The sequence below is a fragment of the Streptomyces dioscori genome (genome assembly GCF_003024195.1).
Lineage (GTDB): Bacteria > Actinomycetota > Actinomycetes > Streptomycetales > Streptomycetaceae > Streptomyces > Streptomyces dioscori.
Map to the genome: position 1 here is coordinate 159,041 of NZ_KZ679053.1, position 17,013 is coordinate 176,053.

Here is a 17,013-nt window from a genome sequence, read left to right on the forward strand (position 1 = left end):
TCAGTCGGCGGGGTCAGTGGACGCTCGATCTGGTTGGCCCGCAGCCCACGGCGCGCCGAAACGGTCACGGTACATCGTCGGGATCACCGGTCGGCGGGTCAGCGGGCCGTAGCGGCCGATGGGATAGCCCAGGGGGATGGTCGCGCCTATCTCGAACGTGGCCGGGACGGCGAAGTGTTCGCGGACCGCGGGTTCGTTCTCAAGGTGGTTCGTGGTCATCGCCGCCCCGATCCCGAGACCGCGGGCTGCGAGGAGCAGGTTCTGCGTCGCTGCGTAGATCGACGACCACGCGAAGCGGACATCGGGGTTGTCCCGGTCGGGGAACGCGTTCTCGATGAGAGGCAGGACGAGTACCGGGATCCGGTCGAAGTCGAAGATGAACCGTCGGTACCGGCGTCGTCCCTCGGCGGCCGCCGAGGTGTCGGCGGGCGGAGGTTCAGGGAACCGGTGGCCGACTGCCTCGACCAGCATGTCCCGGAACCAGCGGCGGTCCTCCGGTGCCGTCACCACCAGGAACTTCCACAACTGGCTGTTGCCCGCACTCGGCGCGCGGGTCGCGTAGTGGATCAGCTTCTCCAGCAGCTCGTCGGGGAGCGGGTCGGGACGCAGCCGCCGGATCGATCGGCAGCTTTCCAGTGCCTCGAAGAGGTCGATCCGACCGGTCATGCCGCTGCCTCTTCCGCTTGGCCGTCCCGACTCCAGAGGTGGTCCTTCGGGAGGGCCAGAACCGCGAAGCGCGTCTCGCCGTCCGACGAGCTCTTGTGCCCCTGGCCCTCGAAGTCCTCCACGAGGCAGACATCGCCCGCCCTGAGGGTCCGTCGCCCGCCGCTCCCGCCGACCTCGATCTCGAACCCGCCGGTGAGCACGATGAGCAGACTCGTTCCGGGCTCGGTGTGCCAGTCGGATTTCATGGATGGTGACAGGCACACGAAGCTGAGCGCGTCGACCTCCTGAGCCTTGTCGCCCGGAGCCGGGAACAGGTCGTCGAAGGGTGACAGGTGGGCGACCTCGCCGTCGGAGAACATGCGAAGCAGGCGGGGCGAACCGTATGCCGTCCGCCGGCCCTCGTCGAGAGCCGGCGGCACGGTGCCGATGGGCAGCCAGGCCGGTTCGACCTCGACCTGGAGGTAGGAACAGGGGGATGCGGCCCGGATGAGCACGGGCGCTGCGAGCGGGCCGGGAACATCGAGGAACAGCACGTCACCCGCACCCAGGCTGGCCCGCATGTCGGGGACGACCACCTGGATCGTTCCCGAGATCACCAGGACGAGCCGCCGCTCACCGGTGCCGGTGAGCTCCTGGAGCGGCCCGGCAGGAGCGGCCGCCGACCGTACCTGCCGCACGGCGTAGACGCTGCTCGGATCGGGAGCCAGTTCATGGTCATGAGCGGTAGCAGTGGGTCCTGGCGTGATGAACGGCAGGTGCAAGGACTCCAGCCGGGGGTTGTCCTGGCCGTCACGAGCAACACGAAGCGTCTTCATGATTCCTCCGCTTGAGTCTATTGCGACGTACGATATCTCATGTATCGTGCCGCTCCATCCGGCGGGTGATGCACATCGCACGCGCAGCCGGAACAGGCGGCGGGACCGTCTGCTCAACCGAGAGGTGAGGCAGTGAGAACATCCAACATCGCGGGGGGAATTGCCCTCGCCACCCTGCTCGCTGTGAGTACTGCTTGCGGAAGTACTGACTCCGGCAACAAGGCGGATTCGTCCGGCTCGCAGGCCAAAGCGCCGACCATCGCAGGCGGCAAAGCCGCGGACAAGACGATGGACCCGGTCACGATCGGCTTTCACAACCTCGAAGGCGGTTCCATCTCACTCGCCGACGTCCGGCTCGGCTTCGAAGCCGGTGTGAATTACATCAACAAGCAGCTGGGTGGCGTCAACGGCCACCCGCTCAAGTCGATCAACTGCAAGACCGACGGAACGCCCGAGGCGTCGGTGAACTGTGCCAACCAGTTCGTCGAGCAGAAGGCTGTGCTGGCCGTGCAAGGCGCCGACTTCGGCGCCGACGCCATGCTTCCCGTGCTGAAGTCCGCCGGACTTGCGGAGTTCGGGAACTTCCCGCTGACCCCGGGTGTGAACTCGGCGGTGGGTGACGCCTACTTCATGCAGGGGTCCGCGCAAGAGGGCTACGCGGCCAACCTTGTCCAGCTGCAGAAGCTGGGTGCCTCGAAGGCGGCCGTCGTCCTGGTGGACAACCCGGCGAGCCACGACACCTACAAAACCGTCATCGAGCCTGCCGCGGCCAAGCTGAGGCTGAAGGCGAAGGTGTTCTACGTCCCGGCCCAGTCCGACTGGACGGTTCAGTCGGCGACGGTCCTCGCGTGGGGGCCGGACGCGATCAGCACCTATGTCGCCGCGGACAGTCTGGCCGCCGTGCCGGCGTTCCGGGCGGCGGGCTTCAGCGGCTACATCACCGCCGGGGCGAACACGGAGATCATCCCGCAGCTGGACCCGAGCGTGCTTCAGAAGGTCCTGTTCAGCGCCCCGTACTACCTCCCCGAATTCGCCAACCCGCCGGCCCGGGTGAAGAAGGACCTCGACATCTTCGAGGCCTACACCTCGAACCTGCCGGCGAAGGGCAGCGTGACTCAGCGTCAGACCGGTTTCTACACCGCGCTCATGGCCGGCCAGCTGCTTCGGGACCTCGGTGCCAAGAACAAATCCCTGACGGCCCAGGTTGTTCACAGCGGACTGCGAACGTGGAAGGGCGAACGGGAACCCTTCCGCCTCAACGGCTGGGACTGCTCCACTCCGACGTGGCCCGACACGACGGCCTGTGGGGCCGGGAACGTCTACGCCGCCCCGGGCAAGGACCGCGTCCTGGAGCCGCTGCCCGACCAGCCCGTCGACATGTCCGCGGTCCTGCCGTGACCGGACAGGTCACTTCGAGCGAGAAGGCGAGAGCCGCACAGTGAGCGAAATCCTCCTCTTTCTCGTGCTCGGCCTGGGTGTCGGAGCGGTGTATGCCGCTCTGACCCTCGGGGTCGTTCTGACGTACCAGGGCACGGGTTTGATCAACTTCGCGGCCGCAGCGATGGCCGCGGTGCCCATGTATGTCTACGAGGAGCTGCGGCAAGGAAGACTGACGCTGCCGGTGCCATGGCTTCCTTCGTTCGACGTCGGACACACGCCCAACTGGCTGGCCGTCGCGACAGCGGTGGCAGTCGCCGGACTTCTGGGTGCCATGACCGAGTTGGCGGTCTCCAGGCCGCTGCGCAAGGCACCTCCCCTGGCGAAGGTGGTCGCCGCCGTCGGGATCCTGCTCACCCTGCAGGCCGTCGTAGGACTCAAGTACGGCACCGTCCCGCTGCTGCGATCGGTGGTCCTCCCTCAGGGCGTGGTGGAGTTGGCCGGCGTCAACGTCGCCAAGGACCGGCTCTGGCTGGTCGGCATCACGGTCGTGCTGTCGGTCGCACTGGCGCTCTGGTTCCGCAAGTCCCGGATGGGCCTCGCCATCCAGGCCTCCGCGGAGAACGAGCGAGCAGCCGGCTTCGCCAGACTGTCACCCACCTCGACCGGTCTGGTCACCTGGACGCTCTCCTCCATGTTCACCGCCCTGGTCCTGGTGCTGGCCGGACCCGCTACGGGCACCCTCTCACCCTCGACCATGCCGCTCCTGGTGGTTCCCGCGCTGGCGGGCGCGCTCGTTGCCCGATTGAGCTCGCTCACGGTCGGCCTCCTCGGCGCCCTGGCGCTCGGTGTGGTCCAGTCCGTCCTGCAGTACTTCTCCCAGACCAGGGACTGGTGGCCCGAGTGGGCCAAGCAGGGGCTCACCAACGTGGTGCCCTTCCTCGTGATCGTGGTGGCCCTCTTCGTGCTGGGCCGCGCGATCCCCACCCGTGGCGACGACGTACGGTCCTCGCTTCCCGCCGTACTGGTCCCACGCAACCGTCCTCATATGGTTGCGGCCTGGTCAGCCGTCGGCCTTGCCGCCCTCGCCCTGACGTCCGGCACCTACCGGTTCGGTGTCATCACCAGCCTGGCCGTGTCGCTGATCGCCCTCTCCCTGGTGCTGCTGACCGGACTGCTCGGTCAGATCTCGCTCGCACAGGCGGCGTTCGCGGGAGTCGCCGGCATCGTCCTGTCCAAGCTCGGTGACTCGGTGCCGTTCCCCTTGTCACTGTTCATCGCGGCGTCTCTCGCGTCCGTCGCGGGAGTCCTCGTCGGCATCCCGGCGCTGCGCATCCGCGGCGCCCAACTCGCCGTGGTGACGCTGGCGGCCGCGCTCACGCTGCAGGACTTCGTCCTTGCCAACCCCAAGCTCGTCTCGGCGACGGCGAACCTCATCCCCGACCCGGCCCTCTTCGGGTGGAATCTCTCGGTGCGCGGTGGCCAGGAGATCGCGCGGCTGCCCTTCGGTGTCATGGTCCTCGTCATCGTCGTGGTGGCGTCCCTCTGCGTCGGAAATCTGATGCGATCCGGCACCGGCCGGACGATGCTGGCGATCCGATCGAACGAGCGAGCCGCCGCAGCCATCGGCATCAACGTGCCGAGGGTCAAGCTCGCGGCGTTCGCGGCTTCCTCCTTCCTGGCGGGTCTGGGCGGCGGCCTCATCGGCTACAGCCGCGGACAGCTGTCCGCGGATTCCTTCGGGGTGTTCGTGGGCCTGTCGTTCCTCGCAGCGGCATACCTGTCGGGAATCACCAGCGTGAGCGGCGCCGCCCTCGCGGGGGTGTCGGCGAGCCTCGGCATCGTCTACGTGTTCATGGACCGCAATCTCCACCTCGGCAGCTACTACATGCTGATCACGGGCATCTCGCTCATCCTCACGGTCCTGTTCAACCCGATCGGCCTCGCGGGCAAGACCCGGTCGGACTACGAGAAGGCACGGGCCCGTCTGGCACCTCGCAAGTCCCGGACGAAACCCGAGGCCCGCAGCGCCGAGTCCAGCAGCAGCCCGGCCCTTGCGAAGACCCCTCGGCAGATCGGAGACGTATCGCTCTCCGCCCGCGGTATCACGGTCAGATACGGCGGTGTCGAAGCCGTGTCCAACGTCGACATCGACGTGCGTGCTGGCGAGATCGTCGGTCTCATCGGCCCCAACGGCGCCGGCAAGACAAGTTTCGTCGACGCCCTGACGGGGTTCACCCGCAGCACGGGGGACGTGGACCTTGCGGGTGACCGTCTCGACCGGCGGCCCGCGCATGAACGCGCGCGGCGTGGCCTCGTCAGGACATGGCAGGCCGGTGAACTCTTCGAGGACCTCACCGTCACCGACAACGTGCGAGTCGCCAACGAGACGGGCAACGAAGCCCTGGGGATGCTCCGCGACGCCGTGCGGCCCACGACCCCGGCGTCTGCGCCTGTCGAGCGGGCCCTGGCACTCATGTCGCTGACCGACGTCGCGGACCGCAAGCCTTCCGAACTGCCGCTCGGCAGACAGAAGGCGGTCGGTATGGCCCGAGCCCTGGCCATGGAACCGCAGGTGCTGCTGCTGGACGAGCCGGCCGCCGGACTGGACAGCACCGAGAGCCTCGCCTTCGGCGAGCAGCTCCGCCGGATCGCGGGTACCGGTGTCGGCTGCCTGCTCATCGACCACGACATGCACTTGGTGATGAGCGTTTGCGACCGTGTCTACGTCATCGAATTCGGCAAACAGATCGCTACCGGAACTCCTGAAGCGGTGCGCACCGATCCTCTCGTCCTCAAGTCCTACCTGGGCAGCCAGTCGTTCGAGACGACAGAGGACGCAGACGATGCTCCTGTCGGAAAGGAAGAGGTGGGATCATGACCGCACTCATCGAGACCCACGATCTCAGCTGCGGCTACGGAAAGCTGCCCGTCGTCCGCCACCTCGACCTGACCGTCGCGGCGGGAGAGGTCGTCTGCCTCCTGGGGGCCAACGGCGCCGGCAAGACGACCAGCCTGCTGACTATCGCAGGTGCCCTGCCGCGACTGGGCGGCACCGTTCACGTCGGTGGCAGACCGGCCCCCGCGGCCGCCCACGTCGTGGCACGCCGCGGACTCGCCCTCGTGCCCGAGGGCCGCGGGCTGTTCTACCGGTTGACGGTGGCGGAGAACCTCCGACTACGGAGACATCGCCGCTCAAGCGTGTCCATCGATGACGTCCTCGGTCACTTCCCCGTACTCGCGAACCTGATGGGCAGGCGCGCCGGACTGCTCTCCGGCGGTGAACAGCAGATGCTGGCACTCGCCGGCGCCCTGGTCGCAGACCCGCAGGTGATCCTCCTGGACGAGATGAGCCTGGGGCTCGCCCCGATCATCGTCGAACGGCTGCTCCCGATCGTCAGGAGCATCGCCGACGAACGCGGGATGGGTGTGCTCCTGGTGGAGCAGCACATCCTCGCCGCGCTGACGGTCGCCGACCGCGGATACGTGATGGCCCACGGTTCGGTGGTCGCCGAAGGCACGGCCTCCGAGCTCCGGCGCGACGCGGAACTGCTGGAGGCGAGCTACTTGGGTGAGAAGCCCAGCATCGACGCGGCGATTGCGGAGGGACTGGTATGAAACGTTCGGAGACGACCCGGGACACGCCATACATCAACGACACACATCCGACCCCCGAGGCACTGCGTCGTACCTTCGGAACCTTCCCGAGCGGAGTCGTGGCGCTGTGCGGCACGACACCCGAGGGGGAGACGGTCGGAATGGCCATCAGCGCGTTCATCCCCGTCTCGCTCGACCCGCCGCTGATCGGTGTGGCGACCCAGAACAGCTCGCGCACCTGGGCGGTGCTCCGCCAACTTCCCTCACTCGGTGTCAGTGTGCTCGCCTCCGGCCAGCAACTTGAGGCCCGCCAGCTGGCGGCGCGCGAGGGAGACCGCTTCACGAACATCGATCTCGGCAACGTCACAGAAGGCGGCGCGGTCTTCCTCGCCGACTCGGTGTCGCGCTTCGACTGCGTCCTCGAATGTGAGACACCGGCCGGAGACCACACCATGGTCCTGCTCCGCATCCGGGCACTCAGCCTCTCCTACGACGTCTCACCGCTCGTCTTCCATGAGAGCGCCTTCGCCACTCTGAGCCCGCTCGGTGAGGCGGACATCACCTGAACGTGCGGCCGTTCAGTCCGCCGGAACCGAACAGTGGCCCGATCGGCAGGTCCGGGTAAGTCTGGATGGCCAGTGGACCCGACAGTGAGGAGCACGCTCATTTCTGAGAGCATCGCCACCAGCAGGGAGCCGACGGCACCGGAGACATCGACCCGCACCGCTGTCGAGGCCGCGTTGGTGGCGCCCGGCGCCGACTTCGAGACCTCGGTGGTGCCGGTGCGCGGCGTCCCGACAACGGTCTACCGGAACGCGCCCACGACGCTGGCCGAGGTGTTCGGACGAGCCGCGTCGTGGGGCGACACCGCGGCTCTCTCCTACGAGGACCGTACGGTGACATGGCCGCACTACTCCGCCATGGTGAGTCGCATCGCGGGAAGCCTGGTCGTCGACCACGGAGTCCGCCAGGGCGACCGCGTTGCCATCGCCATGCGCAACTACCCGGAATGGGCACTCTCGTTCGCGGCGGTGACCTGTCTCGGCGCCGTGGCCGTGCCACTCAACTCCTGGTGGAACGGTGAGGAGTTGGCCCGCTCGCTGGCCGACTGCGGTGCCTGCCTGCTGTTCGCCGACGGTGAGCGCGCACGGCTCGTCGCCGAGCACCGCTCCGGTCTGCCGGCGCTGCGCACGGTGGTCGAGGCCGCACCGAAGGCGCACGCGGGAGATCTGGCCTGGCACGACATCGTGGCCGGCCCTGTGGCAGACCTCGGCACACTCGCTGCCGCGATCTCGCCCGACGACGATGCCACGATCATGTACACCTCCGGCACGACCGGGCAGCCCAAGGGTGTCGTCGCCACGCATCGCGCCCACACCACCGGACTCATGAACATCCTCTACCAGGGGGCCCTCCACGCAGCGACGAACCGGGCCCGGTCGGAACCGGTCCGGCCCGTGCGCACTCCCTCGCAGGCCCTCGTCGGGGGTCCGCTGTTTCACATCTCCAATCTTCCGAAGCTCTACGTGGCCGCCTGGCGCGGGCAGCACCTCGTCTTCATGCGCCGCTGGGACGCCCCCAAGGCCGTGGCTCTCATCGACACGCTCGGCCTCGACGGTTTCGCGGGTGTCCCCACGATGGTGCGGCAGCTGCTCGACGAGGCCGAGGCGAAGGGTACGACGCTGCCGAGTCTTCGCCAGATCGGGACGGGTGGCGCACCTACACCCGGCAACCAGATCCAGCGGATCGGGCGCCAGTTCCGGCGAGAGGTCCTGGCCAGCACCGGCTACGGCCTCACCGAAACCACCGGTCCCATGGTGGGCATCGCGTCATCCGACTTCTTCGCCCGGCCGGACGCGGCCGGGCGGCCCTTCCCGGTCAGCCAGGTCCGGGTGGTGGCCGCCGACGGGTCCGACGCCGGCCCGGGCGAGGTCGGCGAGGCACGGATGCGGGGCGTCACCCTGGCCAAGGGCTACTGGAACCGGCCGGACGAATCGTTCTGTGACGCCGACGGCTGGTTCGCCACAGGGGATCTGGTGACCGTGGACGAGGACGGGTTCCTGCGGATCGTCGACCGGATCAAGGACGTGGTCCTGCGCGGCGGCGAGAACATCTACTGCGCCGAGGTGGAGGGACTGCTCGCCACCCACCCGGACGTGATCGATGCCGCGGCCTTCGGCATCCCGCACGACATCCTCGGCGAAGAGGTGGCGGCGGCGGTGCAGGTACGGGCCGGGTCGGCGATCGGGTCGGCAGAGCTTCAGCGGCATGTCGCCGAGCGAGCCGCCGCCTACAAGGTCCCCGCCGTGCTGGTCGTCCGGACCGGTCCACTGCCGCGCAACCCCGCCGGGAAGGTACTCAAGTCCGAGCTCCGAGCCAGCCTCGAAGCGCACGCAGCAGTCAAGGAGCAGCCATGACGACACCCTCAGGGGCCGACGCATCCCCGGCCGAGTATCAGGAGATCCTCTATTCCGTCGAGGACCGGATCGCCACGGTGACCCTGAACCAGCCGGCACGGCGCAACGCGCTCACCTTCCGGCTGCGCCGCGAACTCATCGACGCGCTCAGGACGGCCGAGAGCGACGATGACGTCACGGTTGTCCTGATCCGGGCCAACGGGCCGTCGTTCTCCGGTGGCTATGCCTTGTCGACCGGACGACAACCCGATCCGGAGAGCGAAGAGCCGGAGAGCGAAGAGCCGAAGACGAAGTCCTACTGGGACGACGGAACCCGTCCGGAACGGTGGATCGACGCCGAGGAGTTCGACGGCTGGACCGACCAGTGGGCGCGCAGTTGCCTGCGCGACTGGATGAATGTCTGGGAGCTGCTCAAGCCGGTGGTCGCCATGGTGCACGGCCATTGCCTGGCCGGAGGGACGGAGCTGATGTCCCTGTGTGACATCGCTTTCGTCGCCGATGACGCCCAGATCGGCTACCCGCCGGTGCGCGGCATGACCTCGCCCGACATCCCGTTCTTCCCGTGGAGGATGACCATGGCCCGGGCAAAGTACCTGCAGCTCACCGGGAACAGTGTGACCGGCGCCGAGGCGGCGGCCATGGGCTGGGTCGCGAAGTCCTTTCCTCCCGAGGAGCTTGAGGAGCGGACGATGCGTGAGCTGCGCGCGATGAGCCACATAGCGCCGTCGCTGCTCGCCGCCAACAAGGAGTCCGTCAACCAGGCCTACGAGATCATGGGTATGCGGACCCACTTCCAGCAGGCATGGACCATGCACTCGCTCAGCGGAGCGCTGAGGCCCGGAGCCCGGGACTTCGCGCAGCGGCTCGGCGAGGGCGGCCTCAAAGCCGCCCTGGAGTGGCGTGACGGTCCGGCGCGTGGCGAAGGGTTTCTCTGAACTGCGCTCAGGCGGGCGAGCGCAGTTCCGCGGGACGGAGCCCGCCGTCACCGGTCGCCTTCCCTCCGAAGGCCTGGAGCAGTTGTTCCATGATCCGCAGAATGTGCTCGGACAGGCGGTCGGCGGCGGCTGCGCCGTCACCGGACTTGATGGCCTGCGCGATCCTGATGTGCTCCCTGCTGTCCGGAGTGAAATCCCGCTCGACGTGCACGTCCCGCTGGCGCAGGACCTGCGTGAGGACCACGGCGTCCTCCACCGCCTTGTGCAGCATCGCGTTGTCCGCAGCCGCAGCGACGGCCTGGTGGAAAGAGGTGTCCGCGTCACGGAAGGCTTCGAAGTCATCGGCCACCTCGGCGGAGGCCTGCGCGAGCTCCACCAGTTCGTTCTTCTGCTCGCGGGTGGCGCGGTCCGCGGCGTAGCGTGCGGCCGCCGCCTCAAGGCCGGCACGCATCTCGAATGCGTCGCGGATGATACGAGCGGTCGGCACCACGACGCGCAGACCACGCCCGGACGGTGCCACCAGCCCGATCTGGCGCATCTGCAGCAGCGCTTCGCGCACCGGGGTCTTGCTGACTTGCAGGTCCTTGGACAGCATCGCCTCACTGACCGAGCTGCCAGGCGGAAGGCTCGCATCGATCATTCGCTTCCGGATCGCCGTGAATACGAGATCGGTCAGGTTCTCAGGTCGTTCGATCATCGAACGCATACCCTCCAATGAGTTCACGTATCGTGTCCGATACAGCATATGTCAGTGTGAGGGATGCGGATGGCTGCCGTGCGCGGCATCAGCAGGCCGGAGTGTCAGCCGCGGGGCTCGCGTTGTCGTTCTGCCACCCAGGCGGCGACCTGGGCCCGACTGCTGAAGGCCAGCTTCTCCAGGATGTGAGCCACGTGGGCATCGACCGTACGCGGCGAGATGGCGAGGCGGCCGGCGATCTGTCGATTTCCAAGGCCGTCCGCGACGTGCCGCGCGACCTGCCACTCGCGGTTGGTCAGGGGACGGAACACCTCGGCGTGATCGCCGCTCGCGCTGCCGGCTTCTTGCGCGCCCGTGGCGTAGGCCAGTGCCTGAGCCGGCGACAACTCCGCGCCCGAGGCCATGAACGAGGCCAGGACGCGATCAGGGAACTTGGCACGCAGCTGTTCGAGCGAGGCGTCGCGGAACTTGCGCAGGGCGCCGACGGTTTCGATGGAGGCGCCACTCTGCCGCCATACGGTCTCGGCGCATCCGGCCAGAGTGGCCGCGTGCTGCGGATCGTGGGTGACGCTGAACCAGGCCAGCGCGTCCAGACACATCGCCTGCCCGATCAGCTCCACGTCGTGAACCTTGAGCTGAAGGGCCTCCAGTGTCATGGCTTCGGCTGCTGCCGGCTCGCCCGCGTCCCAGACGACCATGCCCAGGTTCATCAGGGCACTTGAATGCAGCGTGCTCTCCACGTGCTGCTCGGTGAGCCGCAGACAGTCCTGGAGGAGTTCTTTCGCCGACGCGAGATCCCCGCACAGCCACTGCGTGAGGCCGTATCCGAGGAGGACGTGTGCCTTTCCGACATCGTCGTCGGTGGACGCGAACAGGCGGAGTGCCTGGTCGAGCGGAGCCTGTGCCCCGTGCGGATCGCTTTCGGCGAGCTGGGCCATTCCCTCGACGAAACGCAGGTAGGCCAGATCGCCGGGGGCCGGCTCGGGCCCGAGCTCACTCAGTGCGTCGGCGATGAGCTGGGGGACGACTCCGGCGTCCCCCGAGTAGAAGGAGAAGTACGCGAGCCAACGCAGGGCGGTGGCACGGCCTGGGGTACCCGGCTCGGACTCCTCGACGCCGCGCCGGAGCCAGTGACGCCCCTCTGATATCAAGCCGGCCGTCACCCAGTAGAGATTGAGGTCGGACGCGATGCTCATCGCCTGAGCGGGGTGGCGTGCATCCAACGCGAAGCCCAGCGCGGACGCGACGTTCTGGTGTTCGGCGCGCAGGCGGGACGACCACTCCTGCTGGCCGGGCCCGAACCAGCCCTCGCGGTACCGGGTCGCCAATCGCGTACACCACTCGACGAGCCGCTCCTGGACGGAGTGGCTCTCGCCCGACGCGACAAGCCGTTCGTGACCGAACTCGCGCAGGGTGCCGAGCATCCGGTACCGCGCCTCGGGGCCGGCGTCCTCCTCGCGCGTCAGGATGGATTTCTCGACCAGTTCTGTCAGCAGGTCCACGACGTCGTCCGGGGCCAGGCCGTCGCCGGTGCACACGGACTCGACGGCGGAGACGACGAAGCTGCTCGGAAACACCGACAGGCGTGCCCACAGGCGCTGCTCGAACTGCGAGCAGAGGTCGTAGCTCCACGTGATGGAAGCGAGCAGGGTCTGCTGACGTGCTGAAGCGCTGCGGTCGCCTGTCGTCAGCAGCCGCAGTCGGGAGCTGAGACGTGCGTTGATCTGTTCGACGGGGAGAGCGCGTACGCGGTCGGCGGCCAGTTCGATCGCCAGGGGAATCCCGTCGAGTCGGTGACAGATCTGAGCGACGTGCGGCGCGTTCCTCTCGGTCATGACGAAACCAGGTGCTCGGGCCTGAGCCCGGTCGAGAAACAACCGGACGCCGTCGTACTGCGCCAGGTCGGCGGCGCGGGAATCCACGTCCCAGGTGGGGACGGGGAGCGGCGGAACGGCATAGGTGTATTCACCCCCGACCTTCATCGCCTCACGACTCGTGGTGAGGACGTGCACCTCGGGAGCGCGCGTGAGGATCCGCCTGACCAGCAGAGCACAGGCCATGACGAAGTGCTCACAGTTGTCCAGCACCAGCAGCAGATGCTTGTCCGCGAGCCGCTCGGCCAGGTTCTCGGCACTCCAACCGGAGGGTTCGTCGCGAAAACCCAGAGCCAGGGCGACAGCGTGCGGCACCAGCTCGGCGCTGCGGACCTCGGCCAGTTCGACCAGCACCACGCCGTCGGGAAATGCGCGACGTGCCTGATCGGCGATGCGCATCGCAAGTCGGGTCTTGCCCACTCCGCCGGGACCCGTCAGGGTCACCAGCCGCGACGAGGACAGCAGCTTCCTGGCCTCGCCCAGCTCATGGCGGCGACCCACGAAGGTGGTGACCTCGGCGGGCAACGATTCACCGTCGATGCGGTGGGCGGATCGACCCATCAGCCGATCGTAGCGGGGGACACCATAGGTAGGCATGTAGGTAGATCGAGGGATTGCCGGAGCTTCGGGACCGGCGAGCCTGACCTGGATCGGGTGTGACGCCCGCCACGACGTCAGGGGTTTCCACATGACAGGGATGAGTCATCAGCCGCCGCACCTGACCATCGGGGCGCCCAGGAGGAGGCTGGCGACGGGAGCGGAGCGCCGCTACGTCCGGCTGGCGGTCATGGGGGACGGGGCGACCCTGCGTACGACGGGTCGTACGGCGAGGGGGTGGCCTCAGCTGCTGGCGCGGGTCATCGGTGCAGCTCACGACGTCTCCTGGTGCGACACGAGGAGCGCGGGGGCCGCGACGTACGACGTGCGACGGGTCCAGCTTCGTGTCGCCGTCGCTCAGCGGCCGCACCTGGTGTGCCTGGCTGCCGGGCTGGCCGACGTGCGGGATCCGCAGTGGGATCCTGCTGCGACGTGGGCGCACCTGGTGCACTGTGCCCAAGTGCTCTCGAACCGGGGCGCCGTACTGCTCACGACCCGGCAGGGCACCGGACGGCTGGGGCAGGCCGGAAGCTGGCGTTCCGCGAGCCGTCGCTCCCGGATACGACAGCTCGACGACCTGTACGACGAGCTCCATGACCAGTTCGGGACGATTCACCTCGACCCGGGCGGCACGGACGGAGGCGTGCGCTCGGGCACCGTCGAACTGACCAGCCGGTTCGCACACGAGCTCACCCGTCACGGCCTGGAACTCCCGGCCGCCTCGTCGGCACAGTGGTCGTAGGTTTCGCGCCCTCGCGCAGCTCACAGCCCCAGAGCTTCCGCCAGGTGCCGCGCGTGGTGGGCCGGCGTGCCCAGGAGAACACGGTCGGCCGTCGCGCGCTTGAAGTAGAGATGAGCGCTGTGTTCCCAGGTGAAGCCGAGCCCTCCGTGCAGTTGGATCGCCGTTGCCGCGACGTCGTAGTAGGCCTCGGAGCAGACGATGTTCGCGACGCCGACCGCGGTGTCCAGGTTGGGCGCGTTCGCGTCGACCGCCCGGACGGCGTCGTCGAGAGCGGCTCGGGCGAGCTCGGTGCTGATGAGCATGTTGGCGAGGGCATGTTTCACGGCCTGGAAGGAACCGATCGGACGCCCGAACTGGTACCGGGTCCGGGCGTATGCGGTGGTGACTTCGAGCATGCGCCGAGCACCTCCCAGCTGATCGGCGGCCAGGCCGACGGAGCCGACGGATCCGGCGTCCGCAAGGAGTTGTCGAGCCGACCCCGGCGCGCCGATTCGCACGGCGGGCGACGAGGTGAGACCGACGTGGGCGAACCGCCGTGTCTGGTCCATGGCGAGCACCGGCCGGACCTCGACCGCCGGACTGTTCGCGTCCACCCTGAACACCGAGATCACGCCGTCGTGCCGGGCCGGCACCAGAATGACGTCGGCGACCTGGCCGTCGAGGACGCTGTCGATCCTCCCGGTCAGTGTCCACGTGCCCGCGTCCGCGACGGCGGTCACGGTGGTGGCGTCGGCACCCCAGCCCGCGCCGTGCTGAGGCAGCGCGAGCGTGCAGACGAGAGACCCGTCGGCTATCCGGGGGAGCAGGGCCCGCATGGCCGCGTCGTCCCGTGACCTGGCTATGAGCGTCGCGCTCAGCAGCACCGTGGACAGAAACGGCCCGGGGAACAACGAGTGGCCGAGCTCCTCGCCGGCTACCGCCAGCTCACGCATCCCGCAGCCCGCGCCGCCGTACTCCTCCGCCACGGCCAGCCCCTGCACACCGATCTCCGTGGCCAGGCGCGTCCACGCCGAACGGTCGAATCCCTCGGGGGAGTCGAGATGTTCACGTACGACGGATTCGGGCGCCGTGGCGGCCAGCATCCGATGCAGGGTCGAGCGGAGGTCGCGCAACTCGTCCGGCTCGTCCACGCCGGCCGCGGTCGGCGTCGGGCTAGCCACGCCGGAGGGAGGAGTAGGGAAGGTCCTTGTCGACCCTCGGCTCGGCAGGCAGGCCGAGCACTCGCTCGGCGAGGATGTTGCGCATGATCTCTGTCGTCCCGCCTTCGATGGAGTTGGCCCGGGAGCGCAGGAAGAGCAGACGCGGGTCCCGGGCGGCCCCGGTGCCGGAGTGCGCCGTGAGCTCGCCGGGTTCATAGGTGTCGTAGAGCAACGCTTCGTCGCCGAGCAGGTCGAGACAGAGTTCGTAGCCGGCCTTGTTCAGTTCGGCGAATCCGACCTTGCTCACGGAGCTCTGCGGACCGGGCGCACCGCTCGGCCGTCCGGCGGCACGGGCGGCGTACAGACGGAGTACGTGTCCGCGCAGCCACAGCTGCACCAGTCGCGCTCGGAGCGCCGGATCATCGCCGGCCCTTTCGCGGTACAGGGTGAGCGCAAGCTCGACGGGACCGCTCTCGGTCGCCTTCGTCCCGAACATGTCACGTTCGTTCGTCAGCGTCGACATCGCGACCTTCCAGCCCGCGTTCACCGGGCCGAGACGGTCGGTGTCGGGGATGTGAACGTCGGTGAGGTACACCTCGCTGAACTCCGCTTCGCCGGTGATCTGGCGCAAGGGCCGGATCTCGACACCAGGAGTCGCCAGATCGATCACGAAGTAGGTGAGCCCGCGGTGCTTGGGCTGGGCCGGATCGGTGCGCGCCAGCAACATGCCCCGCTGAGACGAGGTGGCCATGGACGTCCAGACCTTCTGTCCGGTCACCCGCCAGCCGCCCTGCTCGCGAACCGCCCGGGTGTCGATGGCGGCGAGATCCGAGCCGGCGCCCGGCTCGGAGAACAGCTGACACCAGCGTTCACCCGTCGCGATGGCCCGCAGACAGCGCTCCTGCTGTTCGGCGTCGCCCCACTCGATCACGCTCGGCGCACCCATCGAGTACGCCAGCCTGCTCTCGACCTGGAGGTTCGGCGCACCGGCGGCTGTGAGCAGCTCGAACACCCTGCGCTGGGCGTCACGCGCCCCGCCGAGCCCCCCGCGCCCGACGGGGTGGTGCACCCAGGTCAGCCCCGCCTCGTACTGGGCGGCGAGAAACGCCGTCCGGTACGTCGTCCTCGGCGGGTGCTCCCGCAGGAGCCGACGAGTCAGGCCCTCGACCTGGTCTCCGGTGCTCATCGGCTCGCAGCAAGGGCCAGCGCCCACGCCTCAAGGCTCAGCGGGTCGCCCCCGAAGGACCGGAACTGCTCCGGCGTGGCGGGCTGACCCACGTCGCGGTTCCACTCACTCGCCTGCACGATCGGCGCGACCATTCCTCTGGCCAGCGCCTGCTCGGCCGTCATCGGGAGTTCGGGGGGCAGGATCCGCTCACCCCAGGCGCGCGAGAGCACTTCCGCGATCCCGGTGAAGGTGAGGACGTCGCCCGCCAGTTGCAGCTCGACGCCGTTGAACCGGTCGGGCTCCATGATGGTGGTGGCCGCCGCACGGCCGATGTCCTCGACCGCGATGAGCGCGTAGGTCGTCTCCGGGTCGACCGCGGCCATCAGACGGTTGCTTGTCCGTCCCTCGAAGTACACCGAGGGGCGCAGGAACATCTCCATGAACGTCGCGGGGTAGAGGATGGTCCAGGCCGGGAAGCCCGCCTTGCGGACCAGGTCATTGACCTCCTCCTTGCTGGTCCAGTAGTCACTGATCGGCGGCACCAGATCGCTGTACGACCGGTCCCAGCGTCCCTCTTCCCACCCAGGCGCTGTCAGATGGTGGCCGGCGCCGGACGCCGATGTCTGAACGAAGTGGCGCACCCCGGCCGCTGCTGCCACCGGAATGAGGTTGCGTGCATGGGTCCGTTCGGCATCGGCCTCCGGGTGGGCCATGTCCGGACTGAGTACGGAGAAGACCGCCCGTACCCCCGTGCACGGCCGGACCAGCGAGTCCGCGTCGTAGAGGTCAGCCACCGCCAGACTCGCCCCGAGCTCCACGAGCGCCTTGGCACGCGCGGAGTCGGGGTCGCGCACCAGGGCACGCACCGGGACCCCGGCGGCGAGGAGTGCTCGCGCGGCCGCTCCGCCTTGCTTCCCGGTCGCTCCGACCACCAGGACCGGGCCGTCGGCCGCCGGGTCGATTCGTTGCTCGCTCATCTGCTTCTCCAT

14 protein-coding genes are annotated in these 17,013 nt (G+C 68.5%); 7 read left to right on the forward strand and 7 right to left on the reverse strand.

From position 1 onward, the window contains the following. Both C6Y14_RS33980 and C6Y14_RS33985 read right to left on the reverse strand, forming a co-directional pair. The gene (locus tag C6Y14_RS33980; protein WP_107020724.1) at positions 1-666 is read right to left on the reverse strand and encodes a nitroreductase family protein; all 666 of its coding nucleotides are present in this window, start codon (positions 664-666) and stop codon (positions 1-3) included. Then, a complete protein-coding gene (locus C6Y14_RS33985) occupies positions 663-1,481 on the reverse strand; it encodes a cupin domain-containing protein (protein ID WP_159074366.1) in 819 nt (272 codons plus the stop codon). Before C6Y14_RS33985 ends, C6Y14_RS33980 begins: the two co-directional genes overlap by 4 nt. A gap of 183 nt (positions 1,482-1,664) precedes the next feature. On the opposite strand from C6Y14_RS33985, the gene C6Y14_RS33990 reads away from it, so the two are divergent. The 6 genes from C6Y14_RS33990 (at position 1,665) to C6Y14_RS34015 (ending at position 9,807) form a co-directional block, all read left to right on the forward strand. Next, positions 1,665-2,879, forward strand: a complete 1,215-nt coding sequence (locus tag C6Y14_RS33990) for an ABC transporter substrate-binding protein (protein ID WP_159074367.1) — start codon at positions 1,665-1,667, stop codon at positions 2,877-2,879. Positions 2,880-2,919: 40 nt separating this feature from the next. Then, positions 2,920-5,739, forward strand: a complete 2,820-nt coding sequence (locus C6Y14_RS33995; RefSeq protein WP_107020727.1) for a branched-chain amino acid ABC transporter permease/ATP-binding protein — start codon at positions 2,920-2,922, stop codon at positions 5,737-5,739. Further along, entirely contained in the window at positions 5,736-6,476 is a 741-nt protein-coding gene (locus C6Y14_RS34000) for an ABC transporter ATP-binding protein (protein ID WP_107020728.1), read from the forward strand. Before C6Y14_RS33995 ends, C6Y14_RS34000 begins: the two co-directional genes overlap by 4 nt. Next, positions 6,473-7,021, forward strand: a complete 549-nt coding sequence (locus C6Y14_RS34005; protein WP_107020729.1) for a flavin reductase family protein — start codon at positions 6,473-6,475, stop codon at positions 7,019-7,021. The genes C6Y14_RS34000 and C6Y14_RS34005 overlap by 4 nt, the downstream gene beginning before the upstream one ends. An 84-nt stretch (positions 7,022-7,105) precedes the next feature. Next, positions 7,106-8,872 carry a class I adenylate-forming enzyme family protein gene (locus C6Y14_RS34010; RefSeq protein WP_225891409.1) on the forward strand — a complete coding sequence of 589 codons (1,767 nt, stop codon included), beginning with the start codon at positions 7,106-7,108 and terminating at the stop codon, positions 8,870-8,872. Further along, complete coding sequence (locus C6Y14_RS34015; RefSeq protein WP_107020731.1) at positions 8,869-9,807, forward strand: enoyl-CoA hydratase-related protein; 939 nt, start codon at positions 8,869-8,871, stop codon at positions 9,805-9,807. The genes C6Y14_RS34010 and C6Y14_RS34015 overlap by 4 nt, the downstream gene beginning before the upstream one ends. A 7-nt stretch (positions 9,808-9,814) precedes the next feature. Here the strand turns inward: C6Y14_RS34015 and C6Y14_RS34020 are convergent, their stop codons facing one another. Together C6Y14_RS34020 and C6Y14_RS34025 are read right to left on the reverse strand one after the other, a co-directional pair. After that, positions 9,815-10,513 (reverse strand): GntR family transcriptional regulator, encoded by a 699-nt coding sequence (locus C6Y14_RS34020; protein ID WP_225891410.1) that lies wholly within the window; start codon positions 10,511-10,513, stop codon positions 9,815-9,817. A 95-nt stretch (positions 10,514-10,608) separates the two neighbouring features. Further along, the gene (locus C6Y14_RS34025; protein WP_107020732.1) at positions 10,609-12,939 is read right to left on the reverse strand and encodes an ATP-binding protein; all 2,331 of its coding nucleotides are present in this window, start codon (positions 12,937-12,939) and stop codon (positions 10,609-10,611) included. Between the two features lie 127 nt (positions 12,940-13,066). On the opposite strand from C6Y14_RS34025, the gene C6Y14_RS34030 reads away from it, so the two are divergent. Then, positions 13,067-13,717 (forward strand): SGNH/GDSL hydrolase family protein, encoded by a 651-nt coding sequence (locus C6Y14_RS34030; RefSeq protein WP_159074368.1) that lies wholly within the window; start codon positions 13,067-13,069, stop codon positions 13,715-13,717. A 20-nt stretch (positions 13,718-13,737) separates the two neighbouring features. Here the strand turns inward: C6Y14_RS34030 and C6Y14_RS34035 are convergent, their stop codons facing one another. The 3 genes from C6Y14_RS34035 to C6Y14_RS34045 are packed head-to-tail and all read right to left on the reverse strand — an operon-like array spanning position 13,738 to position 17,001. After that, positions 13,738-14,877, reverse strand: coding sequence for an acyl-CoA dehydrogenase family protein (locus tag C6Y14_RS34035; RefSeq protein ID WP_107020734.1), 1,140 nt, complete (start codon positions 14,875-14,877; stop codon positions 13,738-13,740). Beyond that, positions 14,870-16,042, reverse strand: coding sequence for an acyl-CoA dehydrogenase family protein (locus tag C6Y14_RS34040; protein ID WP_199854960.1), 1,173 nt, complete (start codon positions 16,040-16,042; stop codon positions 14,870-14,872). The genes C6Y14_RS34035 and C6Y14_RS34040 overlap by 8 nt, the downstream gene beginning before the upstream one ends. Beyond that, positions 16,039-17,001: an NmrA family NAD(P)-binding protein gene (locus tag C6Y14_RS34045; RefSeq protein WP_159074369.1), complete on the reverse strand. Its 963-nt coding sequence runs from the start codon at positions 16,999-17,001 to the stop codon at positions 16,039-16,041. Before C6Y14_RS34045 ends, C6Y14_RS34040 begins: the two co-directional genes overlap by 4 nt. Positions 17,002-17,013 lie beyond the last annotated feature (12 nt).

Coding starts and splice junctions, on each gene's coding strand:
- C6Y14_RS33980 (WP_107020724.1), bottom strand. CDS start 666: ATGACCGGTCGGATCGACCTCTTCGAGGCACTGGAAAGCTGCCGATCG.
- C6Y14_RS33985 (WP_159074366.1), bottom strand. CDS start 1,481: ATGAAGACGCTTCGTGTTGCTCGTGACGGCCAGGACAACCCCCGGCTG.
- C6Y14_RS34000 (WP_107020728.1), top strand. CDS start 5,736: ATGACCGCACTCATCGAGACCCACGATCTCAGCTGCGGCTACGGAAAG.
- C6Y14_RS34005 (WP_107020729.1), top strand. CDS start 6,473: ATGAAACGTTCGGAGACGACCCGGGACACGCCATACATCAACGACACA.
- C6Y14_RS34015 (WP_107020731.1), top strand. CDS start 8,869: ATGACGACACCCTCAGGGGCCGACGCATCCCCGGCCGAGTATCAGGAG.
- C6Y14_RS34020 (WP_225891410.1), bottom strand. CDS start 10,513: ATGCGTTCGATGATCGAACGACCTGAGAACCTGACCGATCTCGTATTC.
- C6Y14_RS34025 (WP_107020732.1), bottom strand. CDS start 12,939: ATGGGTCGATCCGCCCACCGCATCGACGGTGAATCGTTGCCCGCCGAG.
- C6Y14_RS34030 (WP_159074368.1), top strand. CDS start 13,067: ATGACAGGGATGAGTCATCAGCCGCCGCACCTGACCATCGGGGCGCCC.
- C6Y14_RS34040 (WP_199854960.1), bottom strand. CDS start 16,042: ATGAGCACCGGAGACCAGGTCGAGGGCCTGACTCGTCGGCTCCTGCGG.
- C6Y14_RS34045 (WP_159074369.1), bottom strand. CDS start 17,001: ATGAGCGAGCAACGAATCGACCCGGCGGCCGACGGCCCGGTCCTGGTG.